Below are 25064 nucleotides of genomic sequence, written 5' to 3'. Positions count from 1 at the left end.
ACCCCCCCGGGTCCCTTCTCCCCTTGCCCCGGAAACTCCGTCAGCGCTGACGCGCGCGGGACTTGATCTTCTGGGTCAGTTCCTGGAACTGCTCGAAGATGGCGGTGTTCTCCTGGATGGCGGTGCGCATCTTCTTCTCCGCGTGCATCACCGTGGTGTGGTCGCGTCCGCCGTAGACTTCACCGATCTTCGTCGTCGACATCTCGCAGTACTCACGGGTGAGGAACATGCCGAACTGTCGGGCGGTGACGATCTTGCGGACCTTCGACGGACCGGTGAGCTGGTCGATCGAGACGGTGAAGTGGTCGGCGATGACCTCGATGACCATCTCCGGGGTGATCTTGACGTCCTGCGGCAGGATGTCCTTGACCACCACCTCCGCTGCGGCGATGGTGATCGGCTCACCGGTCATGGAACAGTAGGCCACCACCCGGGTCAGCGCACCCTCGAGCTCACGGATGGAGGACTCGTTGCGGCTGGCGATGAACTCCAGCACATCACGCGGTACTGCCGCCCCGTTGAGCAGGGACTTCTTGGCGAGAATCGCCATCCTCGTCTCCAGGTCCGGTGTCTTCACGTCGGTGGTGAGCCCGCCCTCGAAGCGGGTACGCAGCCGGTCCTCCAGCGTCGTCAGCTGTGACGGCGGACGGTCAGAGGACAGCACGATCTGGTGATTCGCCTGGTAGAGGGCATTGAAGGTGTGGAAGAACTCCTCCTGGGTCGACTCCTTGCCCTGGAGGAACTGGATGTCGTCGACGATGAGGAGGTCGAGGTTCCGGTAGTTCCGCTTGAACTGGTCGAGCGCGAGCGGGCCACCCTGAATCGCGTTGATGAACTCGTTGGTCATCTCTTCACTGGAGACGTACCGCACCCGGATCTCCGGCTTGAGCTCCCGGGCGTAGTGCCCGATGGCGTGCAGTAGGTGGGTCTTGCCCAGACCCGGCTGACCGTAGATGAACAGCGGATTGTAGGCCTTGCCAGGGTTCTCGGCGACGGCCCGGCAGGCCGCGGCGGGGAACTGGTTCGACGGGCCGGTGACGAAGGTGTCGAAGGTGTACTTCGGATTGAGTCGGTTCTCGTCGTCGGCATGGGTCGCGGCGGCGGCCGGCGCGGTGGCGGCGGTCGTTACCGGGACACCGGCGGTCACGGTGACCGGCTCGGCGACCTGGGCGGGTTCCGCGTAGGCCGCGGTAGCGGGGGCGGCGGAGGACACGGCAGGCTGGTTGGCCTGGGTGTTTTCCGTGAACTCCGGGTGCGGGAACGCGGCGTCGTCCATGTTCTCCCAGAGATCAGGGGTGTGGACGGGCCCCGGGGGAACCGACGGCAGATCACCGAACTGGGAGGACCGGCGCGGCTCCTCGAAGGCTTCGTCCGCGTCGACCGCCTGGACCGGCGGCTCCACCGGTTTCGCTGTCGCGGCGGCCGGCGCATTCTCCGCGGGAGCCTCGGCGGCGAGCTCCTTCACACTGAGGGAGAGGGTGACCGGCATACCGATCTCGCGCTCGAGGACCTCACTGATGTGTGCGCTGAGCTTCTTCTCTGTTTCCGTACGTACCCACTTCGACGGTGCGGTGAGGACGGCGATGCCGTTGACCAGGACGACCGGGTCGAGCTGCTGGAGCAGAGACCTGGAGCGCGGTGTGACCTCGGGGAACTCGGCGGACGCGGCGTCCGACGTGACCCACCGTGTGACGAGGTTCGCCCAGACGGTGGGAAAGTCCTCGGCTGTGGTCATCGTGGGCGGGTCCTTTCATTGCAGGGCGTACAGATCGGGAGAACAGATCGGGAGAGTGGAGAGCAGAGAATGCAAGAGTACCCGGAGCGTGGAACACGCCCCGGACGCCATATTGATACACAGGGGACACCAGAGGTTCACCGGAAAGAAACTCACCGGGATGTGGATAACCCGGCACTGGTGTGGCCTGCGCATCCACAGGTTTGTGCACACCTGTGGATAACTTTTCCGGCTTCGTTGTCAACAGGCTACTCCACCGTTGTGGACAAACCCAAGGCGACTGTGGATAACTCTCTGACCTGCAATGATCTCCCCTAAACTACACCTTTACGGTTCGGGGGCGGAAAAAGTTGTCCACAGGTTGTGGGTTCCACGGATGTGACCCGGTGACATAAAACGCTGACCTGCACGGAGAAGTCTGCCAACCGGCTGTGAGCCTTCCCCGGGTCTTCCCCACCGGCGTCCGGACCGTCCCCCTGTCCCGGTGGATAAATCACAAGGTTGTGATGCGTGTCAGATTTTGCACAGCGAGGTCATGCCTGTAAATTGGCCATCGTCTCTGAGTGTCACTGAACGACGGACCCTGTCCGACGTTCCCGATACTCCCCCGCCCGGAACCACTGGGGCGGACGGTCGGCACTGCACGGGTCCCCCGTCGCCGTCGGCCACACCAACAATGACCGCATGAACCGCGGTCGGCGACCGGAACGCGGCGTCCTCCCCACACGGGGACGGTCACCCGCACTGGCACGTCGAGCGCGGACGACAGAATAAGGAGTGAGTACCGTGGCCAAGGGCAAGCGTACTTTCCAGCCGAACAACCGCCGTCGTGCCCACAAGCACGGCTTCCGTACACGTATGCGTACCCGCGCCGGTCGCGCCATCGTCTCCGCGCGCCGCAGCAAGGGCCGCAAGTCCCTCACCGCGTAGTCACCGCGCGGTACTGACGTCACACCACCGCAGTGCTTCCTGAAGAACACCGCCTCCGGTCCACCTCCCTGTTCGGGGAGACGGTCCGCCGGGGCAGGAAAAAGGGAAGTCGCACTGCGGTGGTGTACGTGTATGAGGGGCAGTTCGAGGGGCCCGGCGCCGGACGACCGTCCGCAGCGCCCGTGACCGTGGGGGGACCGCGCGTCGGCCTGGTCGTCTCCAAGGCGGTGGGTAACGCCGTCACCAGGCATGCCGTCTCCCGACGCCTGCGCCACACCGCCGGCCGCGTCCTCGATGACGCGGAGATGGCGGGGACGCTGCGTCCTGACCTGTCGATCGTGCTGCGCGCCCTGCCGGCCGCCGCGACCGCGACCTCCGGGGAGCTGGAGCGGGATGTGCGACACGCACTCCGCCGACTCCTCGGCTGACGGTCGGGCTGACGGTCCCGCCCCCGGCGACCTGTCCACCGGGCGGGCCCGCGTCCTACGGAGGATGATCCTCGGTTACCAGAACTACCTTTCACCCCTTAAACTGGGGCCGTCGTGCCGTTTCACGCCGTCGTGCAGCGCCTACGCCCTCACCGCCTTCGCCCGGTTCGGAGCGGTGAGGGGTTTCTTCCTGAGCGTCGCGCGGCTGGCGAAATGCGGCCCCTGGCACCCCGGCGGATGGGACCCCGTCCCGCCTGCGGGGAGTCGGCGTCACCGGCGGTAGCACCACACCTTCCGCCGCACTTCCGGCGTCCGCAGACAACCAGCTCGTCCACGCAAGGAGAGTCCACAAGCAGTGCTCAATTTCATCTACTACCCCATCTCATGGGTGCTCTGGTTCTGGCATAAGGCCTGGGGCCTCATCCTCGACCCGGACTCCGGCATCACGTGGGCGCTGTCGATCATCTTCCTGGTGGTCACGCTGCGTCTGCTGCTGCTGAGGCCGATGATCAAGCAGCTCCGCTCCGGCCGCAAGATGCAGGAGATGCAGCCGCGGATGCAGGAGATCAAGCGCAAATACGCCAAGGACCAGCAGCAGCAGGCCCTGGAGATGCGCAAGCTGCAGAAGGAGATGGGCGTCAACCCGCTCGCCTCCTGTCTGCCGATGCTGGTCCAGATCCCGATCTTCATCGGTCTGTTCCACGTGCTGCGGTCCTTCAACCGCACCGGTACCGGCACCGGTCAGCTGGGGATGTCCATCGAGGAGACCCGTAACACCGCGAACTACGGTTTCGGCATCGACGAGGTCCAGTCCTTCCTGGACGCCCGTCTCTTCGGGGCTCCGCTGTCCTCCTACATCTCCATGCCGACGGATTCCTTCGGCGCCTTCACCGATGACGGTTCGGTCGACTTCACCCGTGCGAACATCGCTTTCGTGGTCATCCCGATGATGCTCGTCGCCGCGGTCATCATGCACTTCAACGCGAAGCACTCGCTGGTCCGCCAGGCCAGGAGGAAGGCAGAGCAGGCGAAGTCGAAGAAAAAGGGCGCCACCACTCCTCAGCAGGACATGATGGAGAACCAGATGGCCATGATGCAGAAGCTCATGGTCTGGGTCATGCCGGTGCTGTCCCTGGTCGGTGCCTACTTCTGGCACGTCGGCCTTGCGGTCTACATGCTGACCAACACCTCCTGGACCTTCGTCCAGCAGGTTCTCGTCTACCGCAAGATGGACCGCGAGGAGGCCGAGGAGAAGGAGGCCAAGCTCGCCGCGAAGCGGACCAACGCCCCGAAGCCCGGCAAGAAACCCAAGGATGACGGCCAGGCCCAGGCGACCTCCACCGTTGTTCTCGAGCACACCGAGGATGAGAAGGGCGCCAAGGACGCCAAGAGTGCCACGCCGGCGAACCCCTTCACCGGAGCAGAGTCCCAGGAGTCCCCGGCCGGCCCGCCGCTGTCCGAGGAGCAGGTGAAGACCTACCGCTCCGAGGCTGCCGCCATGAGTCCAGAGAAGTTGGACGCCACGATCGACGAGATCGAGACCCAGCTGAAGGACCCGGCGACGAAGAAGCGGGCGAAGAAGCAGAAGCGTCTCGCGGTGCTCAGGCAGTACCGCGACGAGCAGCGGTAGTTCCCCCACCGCACCGGCACCCCCGGCCGGCGACCACACCCAGGTCGCCGCCGGGGGTGTCGTCTGTCCGGAGGGGGCACCGGCTAGGATGGACGGCGTGACTGAGCCTTCCTCTCCCACTCCCCCCGACGCCCCTGAGGCCGCCGCCCGCATCTTCGGCGACCGCCTCGACCTCGCCGTGCGCTACGCCGGCTGGCTGGCGGACGCCGGGGTGGTCCGGGGGCTCATCGGGCCCCGCGAGGTCGACCGGCTCTGGGACCGCCACATCCTCAACAGCGCGGTGATCGGTGAGGTCATCGACGAGGGTGCGCGCGTGGTGGACATCGGATCCGGTGCAGGCCTGCCCGGCATCCCGCTGGCCATCGCGCGTCCGGATCTGCGCGTCCAGCTTGTCGAGCCGCTGCTGCGTCGGGCGACCTTCCTCAGTGAGGTCGTGGAGGATCTGGGACTGGATAATGTCGAGGTGCACCGGGGGCGTGCCGAGGAGAAGTCCATCGTCACGGCGGTCGGCGGTGCGGACGTGGTCACCTCCCGCGCCGTGGCCCCGGTGGGCCGTCTCATGGGATGGTCCCTGCCGTTGGCACGCAAGGGCGGGTTCGTCCGCGCCCTCAAGGGCTCCAGCGTCGCCGAGGAGTTCCAGCGGGACGCGGTGGAGATCCGCAAGGCCGGCGGTGCCGAAGGGCGCGTCCTCACCGTGGGTGACGGCGTCCTCGACCAGCCGACATTTGTCGCCGAGGTCGAGCGACTGCGCTGACTGGGGGGCCGACCGGTCTGCTCACCCGTTTCACGTGAAACGGCGGGGGATGTCGTGGGACGGTCGGCCCTGTCCGCCGTTGTCGCTGCGACGGAGGCGGACTAGGCTGGTGGCGGTAACCGAGGGGACCGCTGCCCTTGTTTCACGTGAAACACGTCGCCGGTGGGCAGCAGACGCGACGCAGACGTAAGAGATAGGAACTCCATGAGTCCAGTTGAGTGGGACGAGACCCCGATCGCCGAGGCTGCACGCCGTGCATCGATCATCCGGAATCCCTCGAAGCTGTCCCTCCCCCGGCCTGAGCGCACCCGCCTCATCACGGTGTCGAACCAGAAGGGTGGCGTCGGCAAGACCACCTCGACCGTGAACTTCGCCTGGACCCTCGCCCTGCACGGGATGAAGGTGCTCGTGGTCGATCTCGATCCCCAGGGCAACGCCTCCACCGCCTGCAGTGCCGAGCACCGGATGGGCACCCCGTCCAGCTACGAACTGCTCATCGGGCAGAACAAGGCAGAGGAGACGATCCAGCAGAGCGAGGCCAACCCCAACCTCTACTGCATCCCGGCCACGATCGACCTCGCCGGTGCCGAGATTGAACTGGTCTCCATGGTGCGTCGCGAGTACCGGCTGCATGACGCCCTCAACGAGGACTTCCTCGAGGAGCACGGCTTCGACTACGTCTTCATCGACTGTCCGCCGTCCCTCGGTCTGCTCACCATCAACGCGATGAACACCGCCACCGAGGTGCTCATCCCCATCCAGTGCGAGTACTACGCGCTGGAGGGTGTGGGACAGCTGCTGAGCAACATCAACATGATCCGGATGCACCTCAACCCGCAGATCCACGTCTCTGCCGTGCTGTTGACCATGTACGATGCGCGCACCAAGCTCGCCGAGCAGGTCGCTGACGAGGTCAGGACCCACTTCGGGTCCGTGGTCCTGGACAACCTCATCCCCCGCAGTGTGAAAGTCTCCGAGGCGCCGGGCTACGGCCAGACGGTGCTGCAGTATGACCCGGGATCCCGTGGTGCGATGGCCTACTTCGACGCCGCGGTGGAGTTCGCGGCCCGGGGTGACTATCTTCCTACGGAAAGCACCGCGCCGATCGGCGTGGCGCCGGAGCTGCGACTGGAGGCTGAGCGGTCATGACCGACAAGAAGAAGACGAAGAAGCCTGCACACCCGCAGCTGCCGAAGATGGACACCCACCGTGGTGGCCTCGGACGTGGCCTCTCCGCACTGATCCCCACCGCACCGTCAGGTCCGCGACTCGGCGACAGTGCCGCCGACGTGATCCTCGGGCCGTCCACGCGGTCCACGATGTCGGAGAAGGCCGCCGCCGGCGGCGCGCTCGGCGCCCTCGGCGTCACCCGGGACGCCCCGGTATCCACGGCGGTGACAACCGCCGGGTCCCCCGAGGTCGAGAAGGCTGTCGTGGACGCCGCCCAGGCTGCCGAGACTGCGACGGCTGATGCCGCCGTCACCGCGGACACGGACGCCGTCAACGAGTTCGGTGCGACCTACCGCGAGATCCCGCTGACGGATATCCGGACCAACCCGAAGAACCCGCGCCAGGTCTTCGAGGAGGAGGCGCTCGGCGAACTGGTCCACTCCATCCGCGAGTTCGGACTTCTGCAGCCGATTGTCGTCCGCCCCCTCCCCCAGGGCTCCGAGGTCGCCTTCGAGCTCATCATGGGTGAGCGTCGTCTGCGCGCCACCGAGCTCGCCGGCCTGGAGGTCATCCCCGCCATCGTGAGGGAGACCGACGACCAGGACATGCTGCGGGACGCTCTGCTGGAGAACATCCACCGCGTCCAGCTCAACCCGTTGGAGGAGGCGAGCGCCTACCAGCAGTTGCTGGAGGAGTTCGACGTCTCCCAGGCCGAACTGGCCCGCCGGATCGGGCGGTCCCGACCGCTGATCACCAACATGATCCGTCTGCTCCAGCTGCCGGTCCCGGTGCAGCGCAAGGTCGCCGCCGGCGTCCTCAGCGCCGGCCACGCGCGCGCCATTCTCGGCGTGAAGGCCGGGGTGGAGGCGCAGGAGGCCCTCGCCGGCAGGATCGTCGCTGAGGGGCTCAGCGTCCGCGCCACCGAGGAGGCCGTGGTGCTGCTCAACCGTGGTGACGGGGCCGAGGAGAAGCCGAAGAAGCGCGAGCCCCGTGAGCAGCCCGAGGCAGTGCGCGAATGGGCCACCTCCGCGGCCGACGCGCTCGACACCCGCGTCACCGTGCAGATGGGCGCGAAGAAGGGGAAGATCGTGGTCGAGTTCGGTGACTCTGACGACTTCGAAAGGATCACTGACCTGCTGAAGCTGCCCCGGGACTAGTCCCAGACGGTAGACTTCGGCTGAATCGGACGGTCGGCGAGGAGTATGGGTGGATATCAGGTACAGCGCAGTGAGCCATGACGGGGGCGCGCAGCTCGAGGAGCAGGCGTCCCGCAGCATCTTCTGGGAGCTGCCGGCCGGAACCCACCCGGACGACCCGGAGTTCGACAAGCAGATGTGGATGCAGTCCGTCCTCTACCGGTGGGGCATCTGCGGCTACACGGCCTATGTCGCCACCGGGGACGCCGGCTCGGTGGAGCGTCCCGCCGCCACCGTCTTCTTCGCACCCTCGGGGTACTTCCCGGGTGCTGCCGCGCTTCCCTCGGGACCGGCGTCCTCCGATGCGGTGCTCATCTCCACCGTCTTCGTCGACCAGCCCTACATGGGCCTCTACCTGGAGCACAGTCTCATCGAGACGGTCCTCACCGAGGCCGAACGCCGCGGGGTGAAGGCCGTGGAGGCCTTCGGACGCAATGACTCGGGCGAGGCCATGGACATGTACATCCCGGAGGGCTACCACGGCTGGGAGGAGCGTCCCGAGGGCGCGGATGACGCGTTGGAAGCTGCCCCGGTGCTCTCGGCGGACATCCTCGAGCAGGAGGGGTTCTACGTCATCGGCCCCCACCGACGCTTCCCCCGGTACCGCAAGGACCTCAACGCCGGGTCCAACCTGTTCTCCGCCTTCGGGGAGGACGCCCATGAGACGCTCAATGACCGAGGTCCCCTGTCCACGGTGCTCGGTGGTGGACGCTAGAGGCGCCCTTCCTCGGCCAGCAGCTCGGAGAAGGAGTACTGGCCGGTCTCCGCGACGTCCTTGTCGAACATGTAGAGCCGCTTGACGGCGACGACGATGGCCTCGGCGATCGCGTCGCGGGTGTCCGGGTTGGTCAGCTGGGCGACGTCACCGGGGTTGGTGATGTACCCGGCATCCAGCTGGACGGTCGGCATCTTCGTCGTGCGCAGTACGTCCCAGGTGCGACCGTGGGGGCGGTTGTCGCCCAGTGCGGTACGCGCGGTCACCTCACGCTGGATGATGCCTGCCAGGCGCTCGCCGGTCATCGAGGACGCCCCGGCCTCCGAGCCGTAGTAGAACGTCGCCGCGCCGCTGGCCTTGTCATTGGGGTACCAGTCACAGCGCAGTGAGATCATGAGGTCAGCGCCGAAGGCGTTGGCCATCGACGTGCGCTCCAGGTTCGACGGGTTGTCGGTCCGCGGCCGGGAGAGGATGGTCTCCATGCCCGCGGCGATCATGCGTCCCTCCGTGCGGGTCGCGAGGTCCCAGAGGATCTCCTCCTCCGCGATGTCCCCGTAGGGGCCGCGGACGATGCTGCCGGTGTCGCTGCCGCCGAAGCCGGGGTCGAGGACGACCCGCTTGCCGGTGAGCTGGGGGCCGGCGGCACGGATCTGCTCGCGCTCCCGGATAGCCTGGGGTGATCCACCGGTGATGCGGCGACCCAGGTAGGACAGTGCGCGCAGCGTCGCCGGGCCGACGATACCGTCAGGGTTCAGCCCGGCGTTGAGCTGGTAGGCCGCCACCGCATCGTGGGTCATCGGGCCGAAGTGGCCGTCAATCCGGGAGGTGAAGAAACCCAGGTCATGAAGGTGTCCCTGGAGTTCGGCCACATCGTCGCCGACCAGGTAGTGGCCGGGGCCCTGCAGGGACAGGACGCGGGCACCCAGCGAGTAGGACGCCTCGCGCAGTGCCCGGAGAGTGCCTTCGGTGATGTGGCCGTCCGCGATGATGCCCCGGTGCTGCTGGAAGCCGCGGAGGGCAGAGTCCAGCCCCTCGTCGAAGGTCTCGTCCTCGGGGCGCCACCGCTGGTTCGCCTCACCGGTGGCGTCACCGGCGAACCCGTCGATGAACCCCAGGCGCGCCAGAGTGCCCCGGACCTCGGCGACCCGGGGGCCGCGGTCACCCAGTTTGTACACTTCGTCGTACACTGCTGCGATATCCTGCCGCTCAGACCAGGGAGTCGAGCGCGTCGGTGAGCTGCGCCTTCGACTGCTTACCGTGGAACTCCGCGACCTTCTTGCCCTCGTTGAAGACGAGCAGTGCCGGGATGGACATGATCTGGTACATCGAGGCGAGAAGTCGCTCCTCTTCCACGTTGACCTTGGCCACCGTGGCCCGTCCGTCATACTCCTCGGCAATGTCCCGGAGGACCGGCTCCATCTGCTTGCAGGGCCCGCACCAGCTGGCCCAGAAGTCGACGATGACCGGCTGATCAGCGTCGATGACGGACGAACGGAACGAGTCCTGGGTGACGGTGACGGCTTCTGTCATGGGAGATCCTCCTGGGGTTGTGGGAGTGACAGACGATACCCCGAGGATACCCGGGAAAGGGTGCTATCCGGGCATTGACGCGGTCACCGGGGGAACCGACGGCAGCGTCAGAGTGCGGCGAGGTAGGCTTCCGCATCGAGCGCGGCACGGCAGCCGGAACCGGCCGCGGTGATGGCCTGCTGGTAGTGGTGGTCCACCAGGTCGCCGGCGGCGAAGACGCCCGGCAGCGAGGTGGCGGTGGAGGGCTCCGCGACCTTGACGTAGCCGTTGTCCTGGAGCTCGACCTGGCCCTCGAACACCGTGGTGCGCGGGTCGTGGCCGATGGCGACGAACATGGCGTCCATCGGGATCTCACGGGTCTCACCGGTGACGGTGTCCCGGAGCCTGAGGGCCTGGACGGTCCCCTCTCCCAGCACCTCGTCGACGGTGGCGTTCATGATCATGTCGATCTTCGGGTTGTTGCGGGCCCGCTCCTCCATGATCGCGGACGCCCGGAACTCATTGCGGCGGTGGATCAGGGTGACCTTCTCGCCGAACTTGGTGAGGAAGTCGGCCTCCTCCATGGCGGAGTCACCACCGCCGATGACGGCGATCTGCTTGCCCTTGAAGAAGAAGCCGTCGCAGGTGGCGCAGGCGGAGACACCGTGGCCGAGCAGTTCCTCCTCACCGGGGACGCCGAGGTAGCGCGGAGCGGCGCCGGTGACGAGGATGACGGACTTCGCGTGGAACTCCTCGTCCTCGGTGAAGACCTTCTTGACGTCACCGTCGAGCTCGACGCGAACGACATCCTCCATACGCAGGTCGGCACCGAAGCGCTCGGCCTGGTTGCGCATGTTCTCCATGAGATCCGGGCCCATGATGCCCGCCGGGAACCCCGGGAAGTTCTCCACCTCGGTGGTCTGCATCAGCAGGCCGCCGAAGTCCATGCCCTCGAAGACGAGGGGCTTGAGTTCGGCGCGGGCCGCGTAGACGGCGGCGGTGTAGCCGGCGGGGCCGGAGCCGATGATGATGACGTCGTGGAGGGTGGGGTTCTGCTCGCTCATGAGGTCCGATCTTAGACCCCGGGGAGTCAGAGCGTGACCGTGTCCGCTGACGGCGTACTACGGACGGTCGGAACCAGCCCGGCGGTGGTGAGATGGGCACGCAACTGGCGGCGCGCACGGCTGAGGCGTGACTTCACGGTGCCGACCGGGACACCGGTCCGGGACGACACGTCCTCCATCGACAGGCCGTGCAGATCGGAGAGCACGACAGCTTCCCGCAGTCCCGGGTGCAGGTTGTTGACCGCCTCGATGAGGACGAGACGTTGGACGGTGCGGGCGGCGTCCACGACACGGGGGTCCGGGGTGTGGCGGAGTCGGTCGAGCAGTCCGTCGGCCCCACCGTCGACGTCCTCGCGGCGGCGTCCCGCATCGCGGAGGTGGGTCAGTGCGGTGTTGGTGAGGATGGTGCGCAGCCAGGGCCCCGCTCCCCCGTTCCCCCGGAAGGACGCCGCCTGGCGGTGAACCTTCAGTAATGCGTCCTGCAGGATGTCGGCGTGTTGCTCCGGTGCTATCCGCAGGTGGTGGAGAGTCCATGTCAGTAGTCGTTCATGACGTGTGATGAGGACGCGGTAGGCCCGGCGACAACCGTCACAGTGACGTTGCAGGAGCTGTGCGTCGGTGAGGTCGTCGTGGTCGGTGGTGGTCTGGTCAGTTGCCGGCATCGGTGCCGGAAGTACAGCGGTCACTGTGGCTATCCCCTCGTGATATCCCCGTCTCCACCGCCCCGTGCTCGTGATCAAGCTGGTGGAGTATCCGTGAGTCGCAGTGTAGCGGGATTCCCCGCCTTCAGGGTGGAAACCGTTCTCCGGGTGCCCGGCCCTGTGGATGAGTTGTCCACAGCGGCCTGGTTGGCCTGCAGTGATGTGGTGAGGGGGTCGCGAACGGTCCGTCGGATGTCCGCGAGGGTCCTGTCACCTACAGTTGTGTAGCCCTACGCATACTATCGATGTAATTACATGTTTGGGATATGTGTTCGAATCGGTGCCGGACGGTATCGAAGAGCCGGCCGTTTCACGTGAAACGGGCGCTGCGATGTGATGTCGTGGCGGTGCGGAGCTCGTCATTGCACCCCGGAAACTCCCCGGTTTCACGTGAAACCGGCACTGTTTCCGCCGGATGCAGAAGGTGATGACCTGCGTCTTCCCGGAATTCGCAACAGAAAAAGCCACCGTTCCGGGTGGCTGTCGTATCTATCGGGGGCAGCTCCGGATCCTTCCCCGGCATCAGGAGCTGACAGTCGGCCGATGTGTGCGACACCGGTCAGTGTCACCTAACCGATCATCTGTACGTGACATCAATCGGCGAGTAGACCGCGGATTTTCGCGGCGATGTCCCGGGCGGTTGCCGTGGACACCGACGTGCCCCGCTGTGTCCCGAGAGTGAGGGTGTCGGCCAGGATGTCGGCCTGTCGCGCGGTGAGGCCGGCGAAGGCATCGGGGAATGCGTAGCGGTAACGGTCGGTAGGGGTGGTGGTGTCTGTCACGGGGGCTCCTCTCGTGCCGGATGCGGAACGCGCCCAGTCTGTCATCCAGGCGGACGTGCAACGGCACATATTCGAACATCTCCACTATATCTCTGAACGGTCGTTCCCGGGGTATTGCCGGGAATCCCGTCGGTTCGGAGAAGTGGTGATGCATTGATGCACCACTATGCCTGTAGTATTGCATCGATGCAACAGACGCTGGACGATGTCGTGACGGAGGTGGCGTCCATTCCCGAGGGATGGACCGCCACCGATGTCTCGCGTCGTGCCGGGATCAACCGGTCCACGCTCCACCGGATCAGTAACGGTGCCGTCGAGCCCACCCTCACCACGCTCCGGGAGCTCGCCATCGTCCACGGCATGGACATGACGGTGCAGCTCAGGCCGCTCAGCGACCCGGACGCCGCCACCGCCGCCACCCTCCTGCTGTCCGCCACGGCGGAGTCGACGGATGACCTCCCCACCGGCGTGCTGTCGTGGATGGACCGACTGGAACGTATCGCCGCAGGGGTGAAGAGCGATTCCGACCAGCAGGTCACCGTGGCGACACTGCAGGTGCTCAGTGCCGCTGGCCGGGCCTCGGATCTCCGGCACCGGGCCGGTGCCGCCTACCTGAGAGGACGGTCGGATGCCCTGCGTCTGGCCTCCGCCGGGGACGCGGCAGACGGCCAATGGGCGGTGTCGGGCGGTGCCGCCCCCGCATTCTCCGATACGACAGGACTGCCGGGCATCCTCTGGGTCAGTGATGTTGCGGCAACCGTCGCCGCCCTCTCCGACACCCACCGCAGCACCCGGGACCCGGCCCGTGCCGAGGTCATCGTCGCACCCGGCGACGAGTGTCTCTTCCGTGACCTCTCAGAACATGACGGTGTCTGCGTCGTCGCACCGGTCCGACAGGTGGTCGACGTCTGCGGCCTCGGTGCCGCGGCGGAGCGCACGGCACTCGATGTTGCCAGGTCGTGGTGGGAATGACACGAACATCTCTGCGAACGGCGCCGACTGCCCGTGAACTCCTCGGGACGCCCCTGGTGCCGCCTGCCACGGCACGCGAGCGCATCCGTCAGGTCGGAGTCTCCGAGGCGGTGGCCTCCTTCACTCGGGCACTCCCCCTCCTGGTGTGGAACATGACCGCCCTCGAGCACGGCTCCATGACTCTCCCGGAGGTCCACACGCTGCTCGGTGGCGTGACCGTCGGCGGGCACCTGCTCGACGAGGAGCACCGTGTCCTCGATCTCGCGTCCCGCTGCACCCGGTGCGCCCGCGCGGCCGGGACGGCGGAGGCCAGGGAGAGCGCACCGCCCACGGTGCAGGAGGCTCTCGCCCGCTACGTGGAGAACGTCGCCGCTGACGGGGAGGGACGCCGCGACCTGGCGTCCGCCCAGATCGGGCTCGCCACGGACCTGCTGGTCGGTGGTCACCGCGTCCCGCTCGTCCCCCGGTCGCGGCGGATCGAGCTGGACCACGCCCTGGCGACACTCGACCGCGGTGATCCGGCCGAGCTCGTCGGCTTCCTCAGGGACTGCGCAGTGCTGTGAACAGACGCGGTCTCGTAGAGTGAGAGCCGCGAAAACACCGCGAGCGACAGGAGAGCACCCCATGGAAGCACAGCGCCGGATCCCGAAGATTCGCGAGGCGTCCGGATTCAACGCCGTCATCTCGGAGAACTGGGGGCCGCTCGACCGCACCCCCACCCTGGTCCCGGGAACGGCCGAGGCCGCACAGGCCCACCGTGAGCGCTTCCTCGCCGCCGTGGACCGTCCAGGTGACGGCGTCTTCGTCATCGGTTCCGGCCTGCCGAGTGTGCGCAACGACGACAACGACCACGCCTTTCGCGCCAGCTCCACCTTCCTCTGGTTCACCGGCATGGGGATCGACGAGTCCTTCCTGGTCCTCACGGACACCAGCTCCACCCTCTACACCCAGCGGCCCGCCGGCCCCGGCGACCCCGACTTCTTCGGCAACGCCGCCTACGGCGAACTGTGGGTCGGGGCGATGACCGGACCGGCCGACTGGTCGGCGGCACTCGGTATCGACGTCCGACCGCTCAGCGAGCTCGACGATGACCTCACCACCCTCGGCGGCCCGTTCCGTGGTCTCGGCCGGATCCCCGACGCCTTGGCCCACCGCTTCGACATCCGTGCCGACGCGGACGCCCGCCGCGTCGCCGACCGGCTCCGTCAGACCAAGGACGCCTGGGAGATCGACCAGATGCGGGCCGCGGTCTCCGCCACCGTCCTCGGCTTCGAGCAGACCGTCGGACAGATCGCCACGGCGAAGACCATGGACCGCGGCGAGCGCTGGCTGCAGGGAACCTTCGACCGGGCGGCACGCACCTACGGTGTCGACGTCGGCTACGCCACCATCGTCGCCGCCGCGGGCCATGCCGCCCACCTGCACTGGACCCGCAATGACGGACCCGTCCGCGACGGTGATCTGGCGCTGCTGGACATGGGTATCGAGATGGAGTCCCGCTACACCGCGGACGTCACCCGCACCATCCCGGTCTCCGGAACGTTCACCGACGCACAGCGCGCCGTGTACGACATCGTCGTCGCCTCCCAGCGGGCGGGCCTGGCGGTCTGCACCCCCGGCCACCGCTACAGTGATTTCCACTTCGCCTCGATGCAGGTCCTCGCCGAAGGTCTCGACGATCTCGGCCTGCTGCCCGTCTCCGTCGACGAGGCACTGTCGGCCGACGGTCAGCACCACCGCCGCTACATCGTCTGCGGCGTCGGCCACCACCTCGGCCTCGACGTCCACGACTGCAGCCACTCCCCCTACGAGGACTACCAGGACGCCATGCTCGAACCGGGCATGGTCCACACCCTCGAGCCCGGCCTGTACTTCCACGTCAACGACCTGTCCGTGCCGCCGGAGTTCCGCGGCATCGGCGTGCGTATCGAGGATGACCTCGTCATCACCGCCGACGGCCACGAGAACCTCTCGGCCGACCTCATGCCCTTCGGCACCGACGAGATCGAGGCCTGGACGCAGGCCCGGCTGTAGCCGGACCTGCTCCCCCGGCTTCCCCTACTGCGCCGGGACGGTCTCACCGGCCGACGGAGCCTCAGTGCTCTCGTCCTCCTTCGCCACCTTCGGCGCGCCGTGCACGGTGATCTCCGCGACCTGCGCCGCGTCCGGCATTGGCAGGCCGGTGATCCACAGCAGCACCCGGTCCTGCGGATCCGGCAGATCCTTCGTCCCCTCCTGACCGTCGGTCGGCACACTCTTCGCGTCCGGCGCCAGGCTCAGCGTGTCGCCCTCCGAGGTGCCGGTGGCCAGCAGTGTGGTCTGGTCCAGTGAGGTGACGTCACCGGATCCGGTGCGCAGCTCGACGGTCATCCCGGGGTTCAGCCCGGACAGCTCGACCTCGGTCAGGGCCGTGGCCTGCGGAAGGGTCAGTAGCAGGCCGATGCCCTCCTTGACGGCGGCGTCCGTCGGACCGAACTGCACCTGGTACTGGGCACTCGCCCAGGCGGTCTCCGGGTTCCCGTCGATCGCGAGCGGGGCGTCCTCCGGATTGTCCGGGGTGCCTCGGCCGTCGACCGGGGACCACTCCGTGGCCTCCGTCGGCTGCTGCACACCGACGGTGCCCAGCCCCGAGCCGCCGAGGATCGAGTCGGTGGTGAGCGGCGAGTCCTTCCGGCCGCCGCCGAAGACGGCGAGGGCGATGACGATCACCGCGACCACCGCGATAACGCCGGCGACCGTCGCGACACCGATGACCGCCAGGCGGCCACGGTTCTCCGGGGCGGCACCGAAACCGGCCCGATCGGTGACCTCCGGGGTGACATCCGCAGCGGCCGCCAGATGCGGGCCGGTGTGCGGGTCGTCCGAGGGGCGGGTGGCACTGCGCAGTCGTCGCGCCAGCTCATGCCCGTCGGCGATCCCGCCGGACCGGGCGGCCTCCACGATCGAGGTGAGCTCGGCAGGGACGGTCTCGGGCGCACCGGGCACCCCGGAGAGCAGCAGGTCGAGGGAGACACCGATGGCGTGCACGTCGCCGGGACCGGCATCCGTGCCCGCATCGGTCGGGACCAGGCCGGGGAAGGCGAGGACGGCACGGCCGTCGGTGCTGATCCGCAGCCGGTTGCGGTGGTCGATGCCGAGGGAACAGCCGTTGCCCGCGGCGTCCGCCAGATCTGCCATGGCGTAGCCCGCGGCCAGCGGATCCGGACCGGACTCCGCGGCACGGGTCAGCGGGGAGCCCTGGGTCCAGTCCGAGACGATGACCACCACGGAACCCGCGTTGCAGATCTCCCGGACCAGCGCGACCGCCGGCGAGGTCGCCGTCGCATCGGCGAGCCGGGCGGACGCCGACACGATCTCGGAGGCCGACCGGCCCGACTTCAGCGTGTCGATGACGGTCAGGGCGACCAGGTCACCGTCGGCGTTGTCGCGGGCCTGCCACAGCCGGGCGGTCGGCGAGCCACCGTGGTCGGCGAGCAGCCGGAACCGGCCCTGCAGGATCGGGGCACCCGGTACCAGGCGCGGCCCGCGGACGCGGCCGGCGGACAGCGGCGGCAGCGCACCGACGAGGCCGGTGCCCATGCCGGAGTTGTCGCCGAAGGACATGTCGGTGATCCTCGTGGTGTAGCCGGTGGCAGGGGCGTTCTCCTCCAGGTCGGCGGCGGCGACCGCGGCCTTGCGGAAGAACCGGCCGACCAGGGGGAGTTTCGCCAGGGCCGCACCGATGGTGAGCACCTCCGGCAGCTTCGAGAACGACAGCATGACCCCGGCGAGGACCAGGAAGAGGACGCCGGTGACCAACAGGCGGACGATGTAGCCGATGGAGGAGGAGTCACTGACCACGAAGGCGGTGAGCAGGGCGTCCACCCGCCAGGCGATGAGGGCCGCGATGACGGACGCGCCCAGGGCCCACAGTGCCGTCTTCGCCACGCTGCGCATGCCCAGGTGCCCCAGGGACCGTTTGAGCAGCCGGTGGCCGATGATCGCACCGGTGACGAAACCCATGCCGTTCGCCGCACCCAGCAGCACCACGACAAGCCGCGGCTCACTGGCGATGTGCGGAGCGAGGTAGGCCAGCACCAGCTTGGTCACCGTGATTCCGCCGATGATGAAGGTCGGCGTCCACACCTCCTCGCGGGCGTAGAAGACACGCAGGTGCAGCAGCACAAGGGAGTAGGGGATCAGCGTGAACGCCGAGAAGCTGATCGTCCAGCCCAGGACGTTCGCCGCGTCCGCGGAGTAGTCGCCGTAGGCGAAGAGGGCGGGGCCGATGACCGTGCCGAAGGCGGTGAAGTAGATGATCACCGGCACCATGGCCAGCATCGTCAGCCGGGATGCCGTCGTCAGGTCCTTCACCACGGCCTTGTCGTCGCCGTCTGCGGCATTGCGCGACAGTCGCGGCATGAACGCGGTGAGCAGGGTGACGCCGATGATGCCGTAGGGCATCTGCAGCAGCTGCCACGCCTGTGTGTAGATCGTCGGGGCGCCGCCGTCCGCGGAGGACGCGATGCGGTTGTTGAGCACGAAGCCGACCTGGGAGATCGCCACGTACACGACGATGGCCAGGGCCATGCCACCGAACTGCTTGAGCCGGTCATCCAGCCCCCACAGCGGGCGGAGGTTGATCCCGGCCTTCTTCAGGTACGGCACCATGATCAGTGCCTGCACCACGACACCGGCGGTCGTACCCAGACCCAGCAGCATGATGTGCGGGTCGGTGATGGTCACGCTGTCCGTCGGGGAGAGCTTCGAGTCCTGCGGCAGCAGCCAGTAGAGACTCAGTACCCCGATCGTCACGACGTTGTTGACGACCGGGGCCCAGGCACCGGGTTTGAAGTACCCCTTCGTGTTGAGGATCGCCATCATCACCGCGAACATCGCGTAGAAGACGATCTGCGGCAGCACCAGGTAGGCGAAGGCCGTGGACATGCCCACATTGACCTTGCCGTCGGAGTCCAGCGACATCCGGGTCAGCAACGGCGCGGCGAAGACGGCGAGGACCGTCACCGTGATCATCAGGGTGAAGGTCAGGGTGATCAGGCGTCTGATGAACGCCTCACCCCGGTCGGGGTCCTCTTTCTCCGCGCGGACCAGCAGCGGGATGACAAGACTGGTGAGCACCGCACCGAGCACCAGCTCGGTGATGAGGTTCGGCAGGGTGTTGGCCGTGTTGAAGGCCGAACCGACCTCCACACCCAGCGCCGAGCCGATGAGCACGGTACGCAGGAAGCCGGTGATACGGCTCAGCAGCGTGGCAAAGGCCATGGAGCCGGTCGTACGCACGACATCGGCGTCGCTCGGCTTCCCGTCCGCTGCACCGTCGGCGTCAGCGGTGACGGTCGTGCCGGTGGCAGCCTTCGCACGCCCCGAGAGGGCAGACTCGGCCGAGACCGCGGCGTCCGCCTCGGCGGCGGAACCCGGGGCAGCACGGGACGCCCCGGTGGACGCCGCATCCGCGGACGCCGCACGCCGGGTCGGCTTCGACGGCCCACCGGATGCGCGGAACCGGTGGCGCTGCCCGGGCTTTTGCTCAGGGTCCTCGTTGGAATCAGTCACGTGCACCATCATTCTTTACTCGGCGGCTGTCTGGCGAACCGTCCACGGCGCGTCGTCGCTTCCGTAGTGTTCTCGCGGCGACGAAGATCAGCACGAGGCAGGCCGCGACGATGCCGACCAGACGCCAGTTCAGTCCGGGGACGGACGCCAGCCTGATCGTCACCTCATCGGAGATCCGCACGTCATCGGGGGTGGACAGGTACATTGTCAGGTCAGACTGCTCGGCCTCCGTGGGGATCTCGGAGGTCATCTGCAGGGTCACACTGCCCTGGGCGGGGATCTGCTGAACGCCCGGCGTGTTCAGGGTCACCCCGGGAGCTCCGGCGTAGTGCACCCGCACCGAGACCGGCAGCGGGAGACCGTTGCGGGCCACGACGATGAGCGGGGAGGAGTCACTGGTGCGGGTGAAGACATTGCCCGGCGGCAGCAGGGAGACCGAGGTGCGCAGGGCGTAGGCCAGACCGGTGACCTGCCCGGTGCGCTCCGAACCACGGTTGCGGACCGCCGCGGCGTCCTCCCGGAACCGGCGCCCGGTGTCGCTCACCGCGCGCAGCAGATCATCGAACATCGGCCGGGTGAAGATCCGGCGGGTCAGGGCGATGTTCGGGACATCCTCCATGATGTTGGTCAGATTGCGCAGGTGGCCGGCGACCTGGGCGACATTGCGTGCCGCACCGTCGTCGACCGGGGACGGGTCGATGTTCTCGGTCGAGTCATCGAGGGTCACGGGGGCGGCGGGGGCCGAGAGTGCGTCACCGAAGCTCACCGGTTCGGCCGACCCGTCGGCGAAGTGGTCCCGGACCGCGTCGAGGAAGGTCGTGGCGTCCTGCGGATCCACCGACCACGCGGCGGGTGGCACGGCGAGGACCTGGCCGGTCGTGGTGCGTGCGGCGTTCAGCTCCCGGTCGAGGACGCCCACCGCCGCCGCCATGCGGGACGCCGCCCCGTCCGCCGCGAGATCCCGGCGCGAGGAGGTGTCGGAGTAGGCGGCGGTCTCGGGACGCACACCGGTCGCGGCGAGGGCCGAGCCGAGTGCCGCGGGGAACTGCAGGGTGCGCATGGGGCTGTCCGGGAGGGTGCCGGTGGCGCTGCGGGTGATCTCGTCTCCCCCACTCTCGACCGTGCCCCGGTCGAGGGTCGCGTCGGCGATGACGGCCGTCGAGGGGGAATTCCCGTCCTTACCGCTGAGGTGGGACCGGGCGGCGGGTTCGATGTAGCCCGAACCGGGGATCTGGATTCCGGTGGCGGGGGTGATGTCGAGGACGTCCTCCACCACGGAGACGCCACGGTCGGTCATCTCCTCGGCGAGCCACGGGTCATTGCCGGTGGCGACGGCGTTGATGTCCGCGTTCGCGTAGGGCAGCGGCACCACACAGGCGTCCTTCACCACGTCGCGCAGGTCACTGAGCCAGGCGGACGCGGCGTCCGCCCCGGTGCCGGACTCCGAAGGGGCGTCATCGTCGTGGCGGTTCCAGCGGTCGCGCAGCCGGGTGGGCTCCTGGACCGGGGAAGGCACAGTGGCGCCCACCCGGTAGCCGTCGGTCATCCGGTCGACGGTCTCGAGCAGGTCAGGGTCGATGGCGAGGCAGGTGGACGCCTTGACCGTGGTGTCGCCGTCGGTGGCGTCACGCCAGGTGTCGAGCAGACCGCGGAGGCGTCCGCCCTCGGAGAGCTCACCGGCGAGGGTCTCGTCGGGGAGGTAGAGCTCGGAGGGGTCCGGGGCGTCGCCGACCTGACCGGCGACGGCGACGGAGGCCGAGGACAGCGGCCACAGGACCGTGAGGCCGGGTGCTGAGTCTCCGGAGTCCTCGTCTACCTGGTTGTCGGTGTCGGTGTCGGTGTCGGTGTCTTCGGTGACGGTGAGGGTCGTGCGCGCCCCGGCGAGATAGGAGATGTCGGCATCGCCGAGACTGCCGTTGAGGTTGAACAGCAGCGGGTGGACGCCCGCCCCGCTGAGCCCGAGGCCGGGCAGGGTCACATCGTCGGCGGTGGCGCCGGTGGCGTCGGCGTCCGTCTGGTACCAGTCGTCAGAGTGTCCCACCGGCACCCGGACGGTGATGTCGAGGGACTCCCCGGGACCGACCGTCGCGTCGAGCGTCTGGAACGGGCCGGCCCACGGGTACTCCCCCTGGTTGGCCAGCAGTGAGGTCGCCACACCGTCCGGCTCGGCGACCGTCTCCGCGTGCTGGGCGCGCAGCTCCAGGCCGGTGAGTGTCTGGTCCGAACCATTGGTGACCGAGACGGTGACCTCGAGCTCGTCATCCTCGGCGGCCCGTGCCGCCGACTGGGAGGTGACCTGCGCAGTCACCCCGGCCCCGGGCTCGGCCGAGCGGGCGTCCGGGTTCGCCCACAGCAGGTCAGAGGTGGTCGGGGCAGGGGCCTCCTGGGCGTCCTGCGCGGCCGCGGGAGAGACCGGGGACATCAGACACGCCCCCAGCGCCGCACTGACGGCGAGGGGGATCAGTCTGGAGAGCGGACGGGGCAGGCGCACTCGACCTCCTACCGCAGCGTCCGACGCCCGGCCTTCGCCTCGGCGCGGGCCAGGTCGGGCAGCCGGTCGAGGGCCTGTCGGGCGAGCTTGCGTTCATCGGCGTACGCCAGCTTCTCCACGAGATGACTCACCGGCAGCCAGGCCACCTCGGTGACCTCCGGGTCTTCGTCATTGAGTTCACCGTCGACCACGCGCAGCAGATGGTGGTGCACCGTCTTGTGGATCCGCTTGCCCTCGGTGACGAACCAGTAGTCGATGGTGCCCAGCTCGGAGAAGACCTGGCCGTGCACACCGGTCTCCTCCCACACCTCGCGCTCGGCGGTGGTGTGGGCGTCCTCGGCGTCCTCGATATGTCCCTTGGGGATCGACCAGAGGAGGCGTCCACGCCGGTCAAGGCGCCCGATGAGGGCGACGTACATCTTCGACAGGTCCACGGAACCGTCGCCGCGGACGGCCTCCGGCATGCCCGAGAGCACCAGGCCACCGGCGCTGGTCTCGACCGATGTCGGCAGTTCATGGTGGTCACGCTGGTGAACCGGGCGCGCCGGGGACCGCCGGGGGTCCGGGATGCTTCGACGACGCCTCTGACTCATGGTTGACCAGCGTAGTGCCTGCGACTGTGAAAGGGGGACCCGGCTGTACCATTGTGGGAATGCAACGAGATGCCGGAACCATGCTCGCGACCGCGCAGGACGCCGTGAAAGTCCACGACAGGACACTCACCGCCCTCGCCGGCGCCTTCGCCACCCGTGGACATTCCCTGTTCCTCGTCGGCGGTTCCGTCCGGGACGCCCTCCTCGGACGCCTCTCCCATGACCTCGACTTCACCACCGACGCACGTCCGGAGGTGGTGACCGGGATCCTCGACGAGGTGGCATCCACCGTCTGGGACACCGGCATCGCCTTCGGCACCGTCTCCGGTCTCATCCACGGGATGACCGTGGAGATCACCACCTTCCGGGCTGACCAGTACGACGGTTCTTCGCGTAATCCGGAGGTCACCTACGGCACCTCGCTGGACGAGGACCTGGTGCGCCGGGACTTCCGCGGCAACGCCATCGCCCTGGAGCTGTCGGCCGACGGTGCGCACGAGCTGCGGGACCCGCTGAACGGTCTCGAGGACCTGGTCAACGGTGTGCTCGACACGCCGGCCGCCCCCGAGCAGTCCTTCCACGACGACCCGCTGCGCATGCTCCGCGCCTGCCGTTTCGCCTCCCAGCTCGGCTTCGAGGTCGCACCCCGGGTGCAGGACGCGATGACACGGATGGCCGCCGAGATCGACCGGATCACCGTTGAGCGCGTCGCCGCCGAACTCGACAAGCTCATGCTCGGTGCTGAGCCGTGGACCGGCCTGGACCTCATGGTCGCCACCGGTATCGCCGCGCATGTCCTGCCCGAGCTGCCGGCCCTGCAGCTCACCCAGGACGAGCACCGGCAGCACAAGGACGTCTACGCCCACTCCCTGCAGGTGCTGCGCAATGTCACGGAGCTGGAGGGGCGGCTGGCCGGTGATCCCGAGGAGGCTGAGGACGCTGAGGCGCTGGACCACCGACGGCTGGTGCTGCGCTGGGCCGCGCTCATGCACGACTGCGGCAAGCCCGCCACGCGTGCCTTCACCGAGTCCGGTGCGGTGACCTTCCACCACCACGAGGTCGTCGGTGCGCGGATGACGCGCAAGCGGCTCAAGGCACTGAAGTTCCCGAAGAAGACCACCGAGGAGATCGGTCAGCTCGTCTTCCTCCACATGCGCTTCCACGGCTACGGCGAGGGCGCGTGGACCGATTCGGCGGTGCGCCGGTACGTCACCGACGCCGGAGACCTGCTCCCCCAGCTCCAGCTCATCGTCCGGGCCGACTGCACCACGCGGAACAAGCGCAAGGCCGCCCGGCTGCAGCGGGTCTGCGACGACCTGGACGCCCGGATCGTCGAGCTGAAGGAGAAGGAGGACCTCGCGGCGGTGCGTCCTGAACTGGACGGAAACGAGATCATGGAGATCCTCGGCCTCGCGCCGGGACCGGAGGTCGGCAAGGCCTGGGCGTACCTCAAGGAACTGCGGCTGGACCGTGGGCCGATGGAACACGACGAGGCCGTCGCCGCGCTCAAGGACTGGTGGAAGGACCAGGACCTCTAGTGTCCCCGACTATCCGCTCCGAGGTGACGGCCGGTGTCCGGGCGTCCTGGACGGTGGCACTGGGGCTGCTGCCGCTGGGCCTGGCCTTCGGCCTGCTCGTCAGCCAGTCCGGCTTCGCCTGGTGGTGGACGCCCGTCTTCAGCTTCGTCATCTACGCCGGTTCCATGGAGTTCCTGGCGATCTCCCTGGTCACCGGTGGCGTCGCCCCGCTGTCGGCGGCGGTGACCGGGTTCCTGGTGAACTTCCGGCACATCTTCTACGGGCTGAGCTACCCGGTGAAGGCTCTCACGTCGCCGGTGGCGAAGGCCTACGGCGTCTACGCCCTGACCGACGAGACCTATGCGATCCTCTCCGCGCACCGTGGGTCCTCGTGGACTGCGTGGACACAGCCGAAGATCATGGCGGTGCAGGTGTTCTGCCAGGCGTCCTGGGTGGTGCCCGGCATCGTCGGGGCACTGGTCGGAGCGGCCCTGCCGATGGACATAGAGGGGCTCGACTTCGCCCTGACCGCCCTGTTCGTGGTGCTGGCGATCGAGGCGATGTCTGCCCGCCGTGACGTGCTGCTGCCGGTCGTCGCCGTGGTGACCGGTGTGGTGGGGCTGCTCATCAGCCGGGACCAGATGCTGCTCATCGGGTTGACGCTGTACTTCGTCTTCCTCATCGGACGGTTCCTGTGGGACCGGCGGAAGGAGGAGGCATGATTCTGGCGTCCGCCGGTCTGCCCGAGGGCGTGGACCTGTCGAACACCCTGCTCATCCTCGGCGGGATCTGCGTGGTGACCGTGGTGCTGCGTGCCCTGCCGTTCGCGGCGATGAAGTTCTTCCGGGAGTCTGCGCTGGTGGCGTGGCTGGGCATCGCCATGCCGCTCGGCGTGATGATCGTGCTGGTCATGTACACGCTGGTCGACAGCACCGACAAGCCCGGCGGAGTGGGGGCGGCGCTCATTGCCGTGGCATTCACCGTGGGGCTGCACCTGTGGAAACGTTCGGCGACGTGGTCGATCCTGCTCGGTACGGCGCTGTACGTGGTCCTGGTGAACTGGGTGTTCTGAGCCCGTGGTGGGGCGTGGCCATTCCACGCCTGCCGAGTGTGCGCCGCCGTTTTCGGGTTTCGCTGCCATGGACCGGAGGACCCGGGGGCGCAAAGTCGACCGGAGGATCCGATGAGGCCGCTGTTTCGTGCCAGACCCGGGTGCGCGTCAGGTGTGCGTCGACTGGGTGGCCAGAACGCGGAAAACCACCCGGTCGACGCGTACCTGCGTGAGGGTGGGTGCGTGCGACGGGTGGCTCAGAGGCAGCGGAGG

Annotated in this window: 23 protein-coding genes; 14 read left to right on the top strand and 9 right to left on the bottom strand. The window is 67.9% G+C overall.

Annotated elements, in window-relative coordinates; all coding sequences use genetic code 11:
• Window positions 1–40: 40 nt before the first annotated feature.
• On the bottom strand, window positions 41–1735 hold the full coding sequence (gene dnaA / locus CVA01_RS12860) for a chromosomal replication initiator protein DnaA (RefSeq protein ID WP_014008541.1): 1695 nt from the start codon (window positions 1733–1735) through the stop codon (window positions 41–43).
• 786 nt (window positions 1736–2521) lie between these two features.
• Here dnaA and rpmH point away from each other — a divergent pair.
• The 8 genes from rpmH to CVA01_RS12820 all read left to right on the top strand — a co-directional run bounded on the left by rpmH (window position 2522) and on the right by CVA01_RS12820 (window position 8558).
• Window positions 2522–2665 (top strand): 50S ribosomal protein L34, encoded by a 144-nt coding sequence (rpmH, locus tag CVA01_RS12855; RefSeq protein ID WP_014011503.1) that lies wholly within the window; start codon window positions 2522–2524, stop codon window positions 2663–2665.
• Window positions 2666–2697: 32 nt separating this feature from the next.
• Window positions 2698–3093, top strand: a complete 396-nt coding sequence (gene rnpA, locus CVA01_RS12850; RefSeq protein WP_073883834.1) for a ribonuclease P protein component — start codon at window positions 2698–2700, stop codon at window positions 3091–3093.
• Complete coding sequence (yidD, locus tag CVA01_RS12845) at window positions 3059–3376, top strand: membrane protein insertion efficiency factor YidD (protein ID WP_073883835.1); 318 nt, start codon at window positions 3059–3061, stop codon at window positions 3374–3376. The genes rnpA and yidD overlap by 35 nt, the downstream gene beginning before the upstream one ends.
• A 72-nt stretch (window positions 3377–3448) precedes the next feature.
• Window positions 3449–4723 carry a membrane protein insertase YidC gene (yidC, locus tag CVA01_RS12840; RefSeq protein ID WP_141331233.1) on the top strand — a complete coding sequence of 425 codons (1275 nt, stop codon included), beginning with the start codon at window positions 3449–3451 and terminating at the stop codon, window positions 4721–4723.
• Window positions 4724–4811: 88 nt separating this feature from the next.
• The gene (gene rsmG / locus CVA01_RS12835; RefSeq protein ID WP_141331231.1) at window positions 4812–5477 is read left to right on the top strand and encodes a 16S rRNA (guanine(527)-N(7))-methyltransferase RsmG; all 666 of its coding nucleotides are present in this window, start codon (window positions 4812–4814) and stop codon (window positions 5475–5477) included.
• A 204-nt stretch (window positions 5478–5681) separates the two neighbouring features.
• The gene (locus tag CVA01_RS12830; protein WP_014011498.1) at window positions 5682–6626 is read left to right on the top strand and encodes a ParA family protein; all 945 of its coding nucleotides are present in this window, start codon (window positions 5682–5684) and stop codon (window positions 6624–6626) included.
• Complete coding sequence (locus tag CVA01_RS12825) at window positions 6623–7804, top strand: ParB/RepB/Spo0J family partition protein (protein WP_373862687.1); 1182 nt, start codon at window positions 6623–6625, stop codon at window positions 7802–7804. The genes CVA01_RS12830 and CVA01_RS12825 overlap by 4 nt, the downstream gene beginning before the upstream one ends.
• Before the next feature lie 49 nt (window positions 7805–7853).
• Window positions 7854–8558 carry a hypothetical protein gene (locus tag CVA01_RS12820; protein WP_014011493.1) on the top strand — a complete coding sequence of 235 codons (705 nt, stop codon included), beginning with the start codon at window positions 7854–7856 and terminating at the stop codon, window positions 8556–8558.
• Here the strand turns inward: CVA01_RS12820 and CVA01_RS12815 are convergent.
• From CVA01_RS12815 to CVA01_RS12795, 5 genes are all read right to left on the bottom strand, one after another.
• Window positions 8555–9745 (bottom strand): N-acetylmuramoyl-L-alanine amidase, encoded by a 1191-nt coding sequence (locus CVA01_RS12815; RefSeq protein ID WP_041630267.1) that lies wholly within the window; start codon window positions 9743–9745, stop codon window positions 8555–8557. The genes CVA01_RS12820 and CVA01_RS12815 overlap by 4 nt on opposite strands.
• Window positions 9746–9764: 19 nt before the next feature.
• Window positions 9765–10088: a thioredoxin gene (trxA, locus tag CVA01_RS12810; protein WP_073883839.1), complete on the bottom strand. Its 324-nt coding sequence runs from the start codon at window positions 10086–10088 to the stop codon at window positions 9765–9767.
• A gap of 107 nt (window positions 10089–10195) precedes the next feature.
• The gene (trxB, locus tag CVA01_RS12805) at window positions 10196–11131 is read right to left on the bottom strand and encodes a thioredoxin-disulfide reductase (RefSeq protein WP_073883840.1); all 936 of its coding nucleotides are present in this window, start codon (window positions 11129–11131) and stop codon (window positions 10196–10198) included.
• A gap of 26 nt (window positions 11132–11157) precedes the next feature.
• Window positions 11158–11817, bottom strand: coding sequence for an RNA polymerase sigma factor (locus CVA01_RS12800; protein ID WP_014011490.1), 660 nt, complete (start codon window positions 11815–11817; stop codon window positions 11158–11160).
• Between the two features lie 608 nt (window positions 11818–12425).
• Window positions 12426–12614 carry a hypothetical protein gene (locus tag CVA01_RS12795; protein ID WP_041630265.1) on the bottom strand — a complete coding sequence of 63 codons (189 nt, stop codon included), beginning with the start codon at window positions 12612–12614 and terminating at the stop codon, window positions 12426–12428.
• A 186-nt stretch (window positions 12615–12800) separates the two neighbouring features.
• Here CVA01_RS12795 and CVA01_RS12790 point away from each other — a divergent pair, with 186 nt between their 5' ends.
• The 3 genes from CVA01_RS12790 to CVA01_RS12780 all read left to right on the top strand — a co-directional run bounded on the left by CVA01_RS12790 (window position 12801) and on the right by CVA01_RS12780 (window position 15620).
• On the top strand, window positions 12801–13586 hold the full coding sequence (locus CVA01_RS12790; protein ID WP_052302570.1) for a helix-turn-helix domain-containing protein: 786 nt from the start codon (window positions 12801–12803) through the stop codon (window positions 13584–13586).
• Window positions 13583–14149 carry a hypothetical protein gene (locus CVA01_RS12785; protein ID WP_141331229.1) on the top strand — a complete coding sequence of 189 codons (567 nt, stop codon included), beginning with the start codon at window positions 13583–13585 and terminating at the stop codon, window positions 14147–14149. Before CVA01_RS12790 ends, CVA01_RS12785 begins: the two co-directional genes overlap by 4 nt.
• Before the next feature lie 61 nt (window positions 14150–14210).
• Complete coding sequence (locus CVA01_RS12780; RefSeq protein ID WP_141331227.1) at window positions 14211–15620, top strand: aminopeptidase P family protein; 1410 nt, start codon at window positions 14211–14213, stop codon at window positions 15618–15620.
• A gap of 24 nt (window positions 15621–15644) precedes the next feature.
• Here CVA01_RS12780 and murJ read toward each other — a convergent pair whose 3' ends face one another.
• Genes murJ through CVA01_RS12765 form a run of 3 tightly spaced genes read right to left on the bottom strand, consistent with a single transcriptional unit; the run spans window position 15645 to window position 22223 of the window.
• Window positions 15645–19148 carry a murein biosynthesis integral membrane protein MurJ gene (gene murJ / locus CVA01_RS12775; RefSeq protein WP_141331225.1) on the bottom strand — a complete coding sequence of 1168 codons (3504 nt, stop codon included), beginning with the start codon at window positions 19146–19148 and terminating at the stop codon, window positions 15645–15647.
• A complete protein-coding gene (locus CVA01_RS12770; RefSeq protein WP_244938306.1) occupies window positions 19132–21630 on the bottom strand; it encodes a hypothetical protein in 2499 nt (832 codons plus the stop codon). The genes murJ and CVA01_RS12770 overlap by 17 nt, the downstream gene beginning before the upstream one ends.
• A gap of 8 nt (window positions 21631–21638) precedes the next feature.
• Window positions 21639–22223 carry an NUDIX hydrolase gene (locus tag CVA01_RS12765; protein ID WP_373862686.1) on the bottom strand — a complete coding sequence of 195 codons (585 nt, stop codon included), beginning with the start codon at window positions 22221–22223 and terminating at the stop codon, window positions 21639–21641.
• A gap of 59 nt (window positions 22224–22282) precedes the next feature.
• Between CVA01_RS12765 and CVA01_RS12760 the strand changes: the two genes are divergently transcribed.
• From CVA01_RS12760 to CVA01_RS12750, 3 genes are read left to right on the top strand one after another with little or no spacing between them, the layout of a single operon-like run.
• Window positions 22283–23761, top strand: a complete 1479-nt coding sequence (locus CVA01_RS12760; RefSeq protein ID WP_234946303.1) for a CCA tRNA nucleotidyltransferase — start codon at window positions 22283–22285, stop codon at window positions 23759–23761.
• Complete coding sequence (locus tag CVA01_RS12755; RefSeq protein WP_014011481.1) at window positions 23761–24462, top strand: AzlC family ABC transporter permease; 702 nt, start codon at window positions 23761–23763, stop codon at window positions 24460–24462. Before CVA01_RS12760 ends, CVA01_RS12755 begins: the two co-directional genes overlap by 1 nt.
• Window positions 24459–24812 carry a branched-chain amino acid transporter permease gene (locus tag CVA01_RS12750; RefSeq protein WP_141331223.1) on the top strand — a complete coding sequence of 118 codons (354 nt, stop codon included), beginning with the start codon at window positions 24459–24461 and terminating at the stop codon, window positions 24810–24812. Before CVA01_RS12755 ends, CVA01_RS12750 begins: the two co-directional genes overlap by 4 nt.
• Window positions 24813–25064: the final 252 nt, after the last annotated feature.

Source organism: Corynebacterium variabile (assembly GCF_006539825.1).
Classification (GTDB): domain Bacteria; phylum Actinomycetota; class Actinomycetes; order Mycobacteriales; family Mycobacteriaceae; genus Corynebacterium; species Corynebacterium variabile.
This window is presented reverse-complemented; position numbering and strand designations above follow the sequence as displayed.

What these genes read in the sequence shown, in the direction of transcription:
- trxA (WP_073883839.1), bottom strand. Translation starts at nt 10,088, where the DNA reads ATGACAGAAGCCGTCACCGTCACCCAGGACTCGTTCCGTTCGTCCGTC.
- CVA01_RS12825 (WP_373862687.1), top strand. Translation starts at nt 6,623, where the DNA reads ATGACCGACAAGAAGAAGACGAAGAAGCCTGCACACCCGCAGCTGCCG.
- CVA01_RS12830 (WP_014011498.1), top strand. Translation starts at nt 5,682, where the DNA reads ATGAGTCCAGTTGAGTGGGACGAGACCCCGATCGCCGAGGCTGCACGC.
- yidD (WP_073883835.1), top strand. Translation starts at nt 3,059, where the DNA reads ATGTGCGACACGCACTCCGCCGACTCCTCGGCTGACGGTCGGGCTGAC.
- dnaA (WP_014008541.1), bottom strand. Translation starts at nt 1,735, where the DNA reads ATGACCACAGCCGAGGACTTTCCCACCGTCTGGGCGAACCTCGTCACA.
- CVA01_RS12780 (WP_141331227.1), top strand. Translation starts at nt 14,211, where the DNA reads ATGGAAGCACAGCGCCGGATCCCGAAGATTCGCGAGGCGTCCGGATTC.
- murJ (WP_141331225.1), bottom strand. Translation starts at nt 19,148, where the DNA reads ATGGTGCACGTGACTGATTCCAACGAGGACCCTGAGCAAAAGCCCGGG.
- rsmG (WP_141331231.1), top strand. Translation starts at nt 4,812, where the DNA reads ATGGACGGCGTGACTGAGCCTTCCTCTCCCACTCCCCCCGACGCCCCT.
- CVA01_RS12785 (WP_141331229.1), top strand. Translation starts at nt 13,583, where the DNA reads ATGACACGAACATCTCTGCGAACGGCGCCGACTGCCCGTGAACTCCTC.
- CVA01_RS12765 (WP_373862686.1), bottom strand. Translation starts at nt 22,223, where the DNA reads ATGAGTCAGAGGCGTCGTCGAAGCATCCCGGACCCCCGGCGGTCCCCG.
- CVA01_RS12790 (WP_052302570.1), top strand. Translation starts at nt 12,801, where the DNA reads ATGCAACAGACGCTGGACGATGTCGTGACGGAGGTGGCGTCCATTCCC.
- trxB (WP_073883840.1), bottom strand. Translation starts at nt 11,131, where the DNA reads ATGAGCGAGCAGAACCCCACCCTCCACGACGTCATCATCATCGGCTCC.
- CVA01_RS12750 (WP_141331223.1), top strand. Translation starts at nt 24,459, where the DNA reads ATGATTCTGGCGTCCGCCGGTCTGCCCGAGGGCGTGGACCTGTCGAAC.
- CVA01_RS12760 (WP_234946303.1), top strand. Translation starts at nt 22,283, where the DNA reads ATGCAACGAGATGCCGGAACCATGCTCGCGACCGCGCAGGACGCCGTG.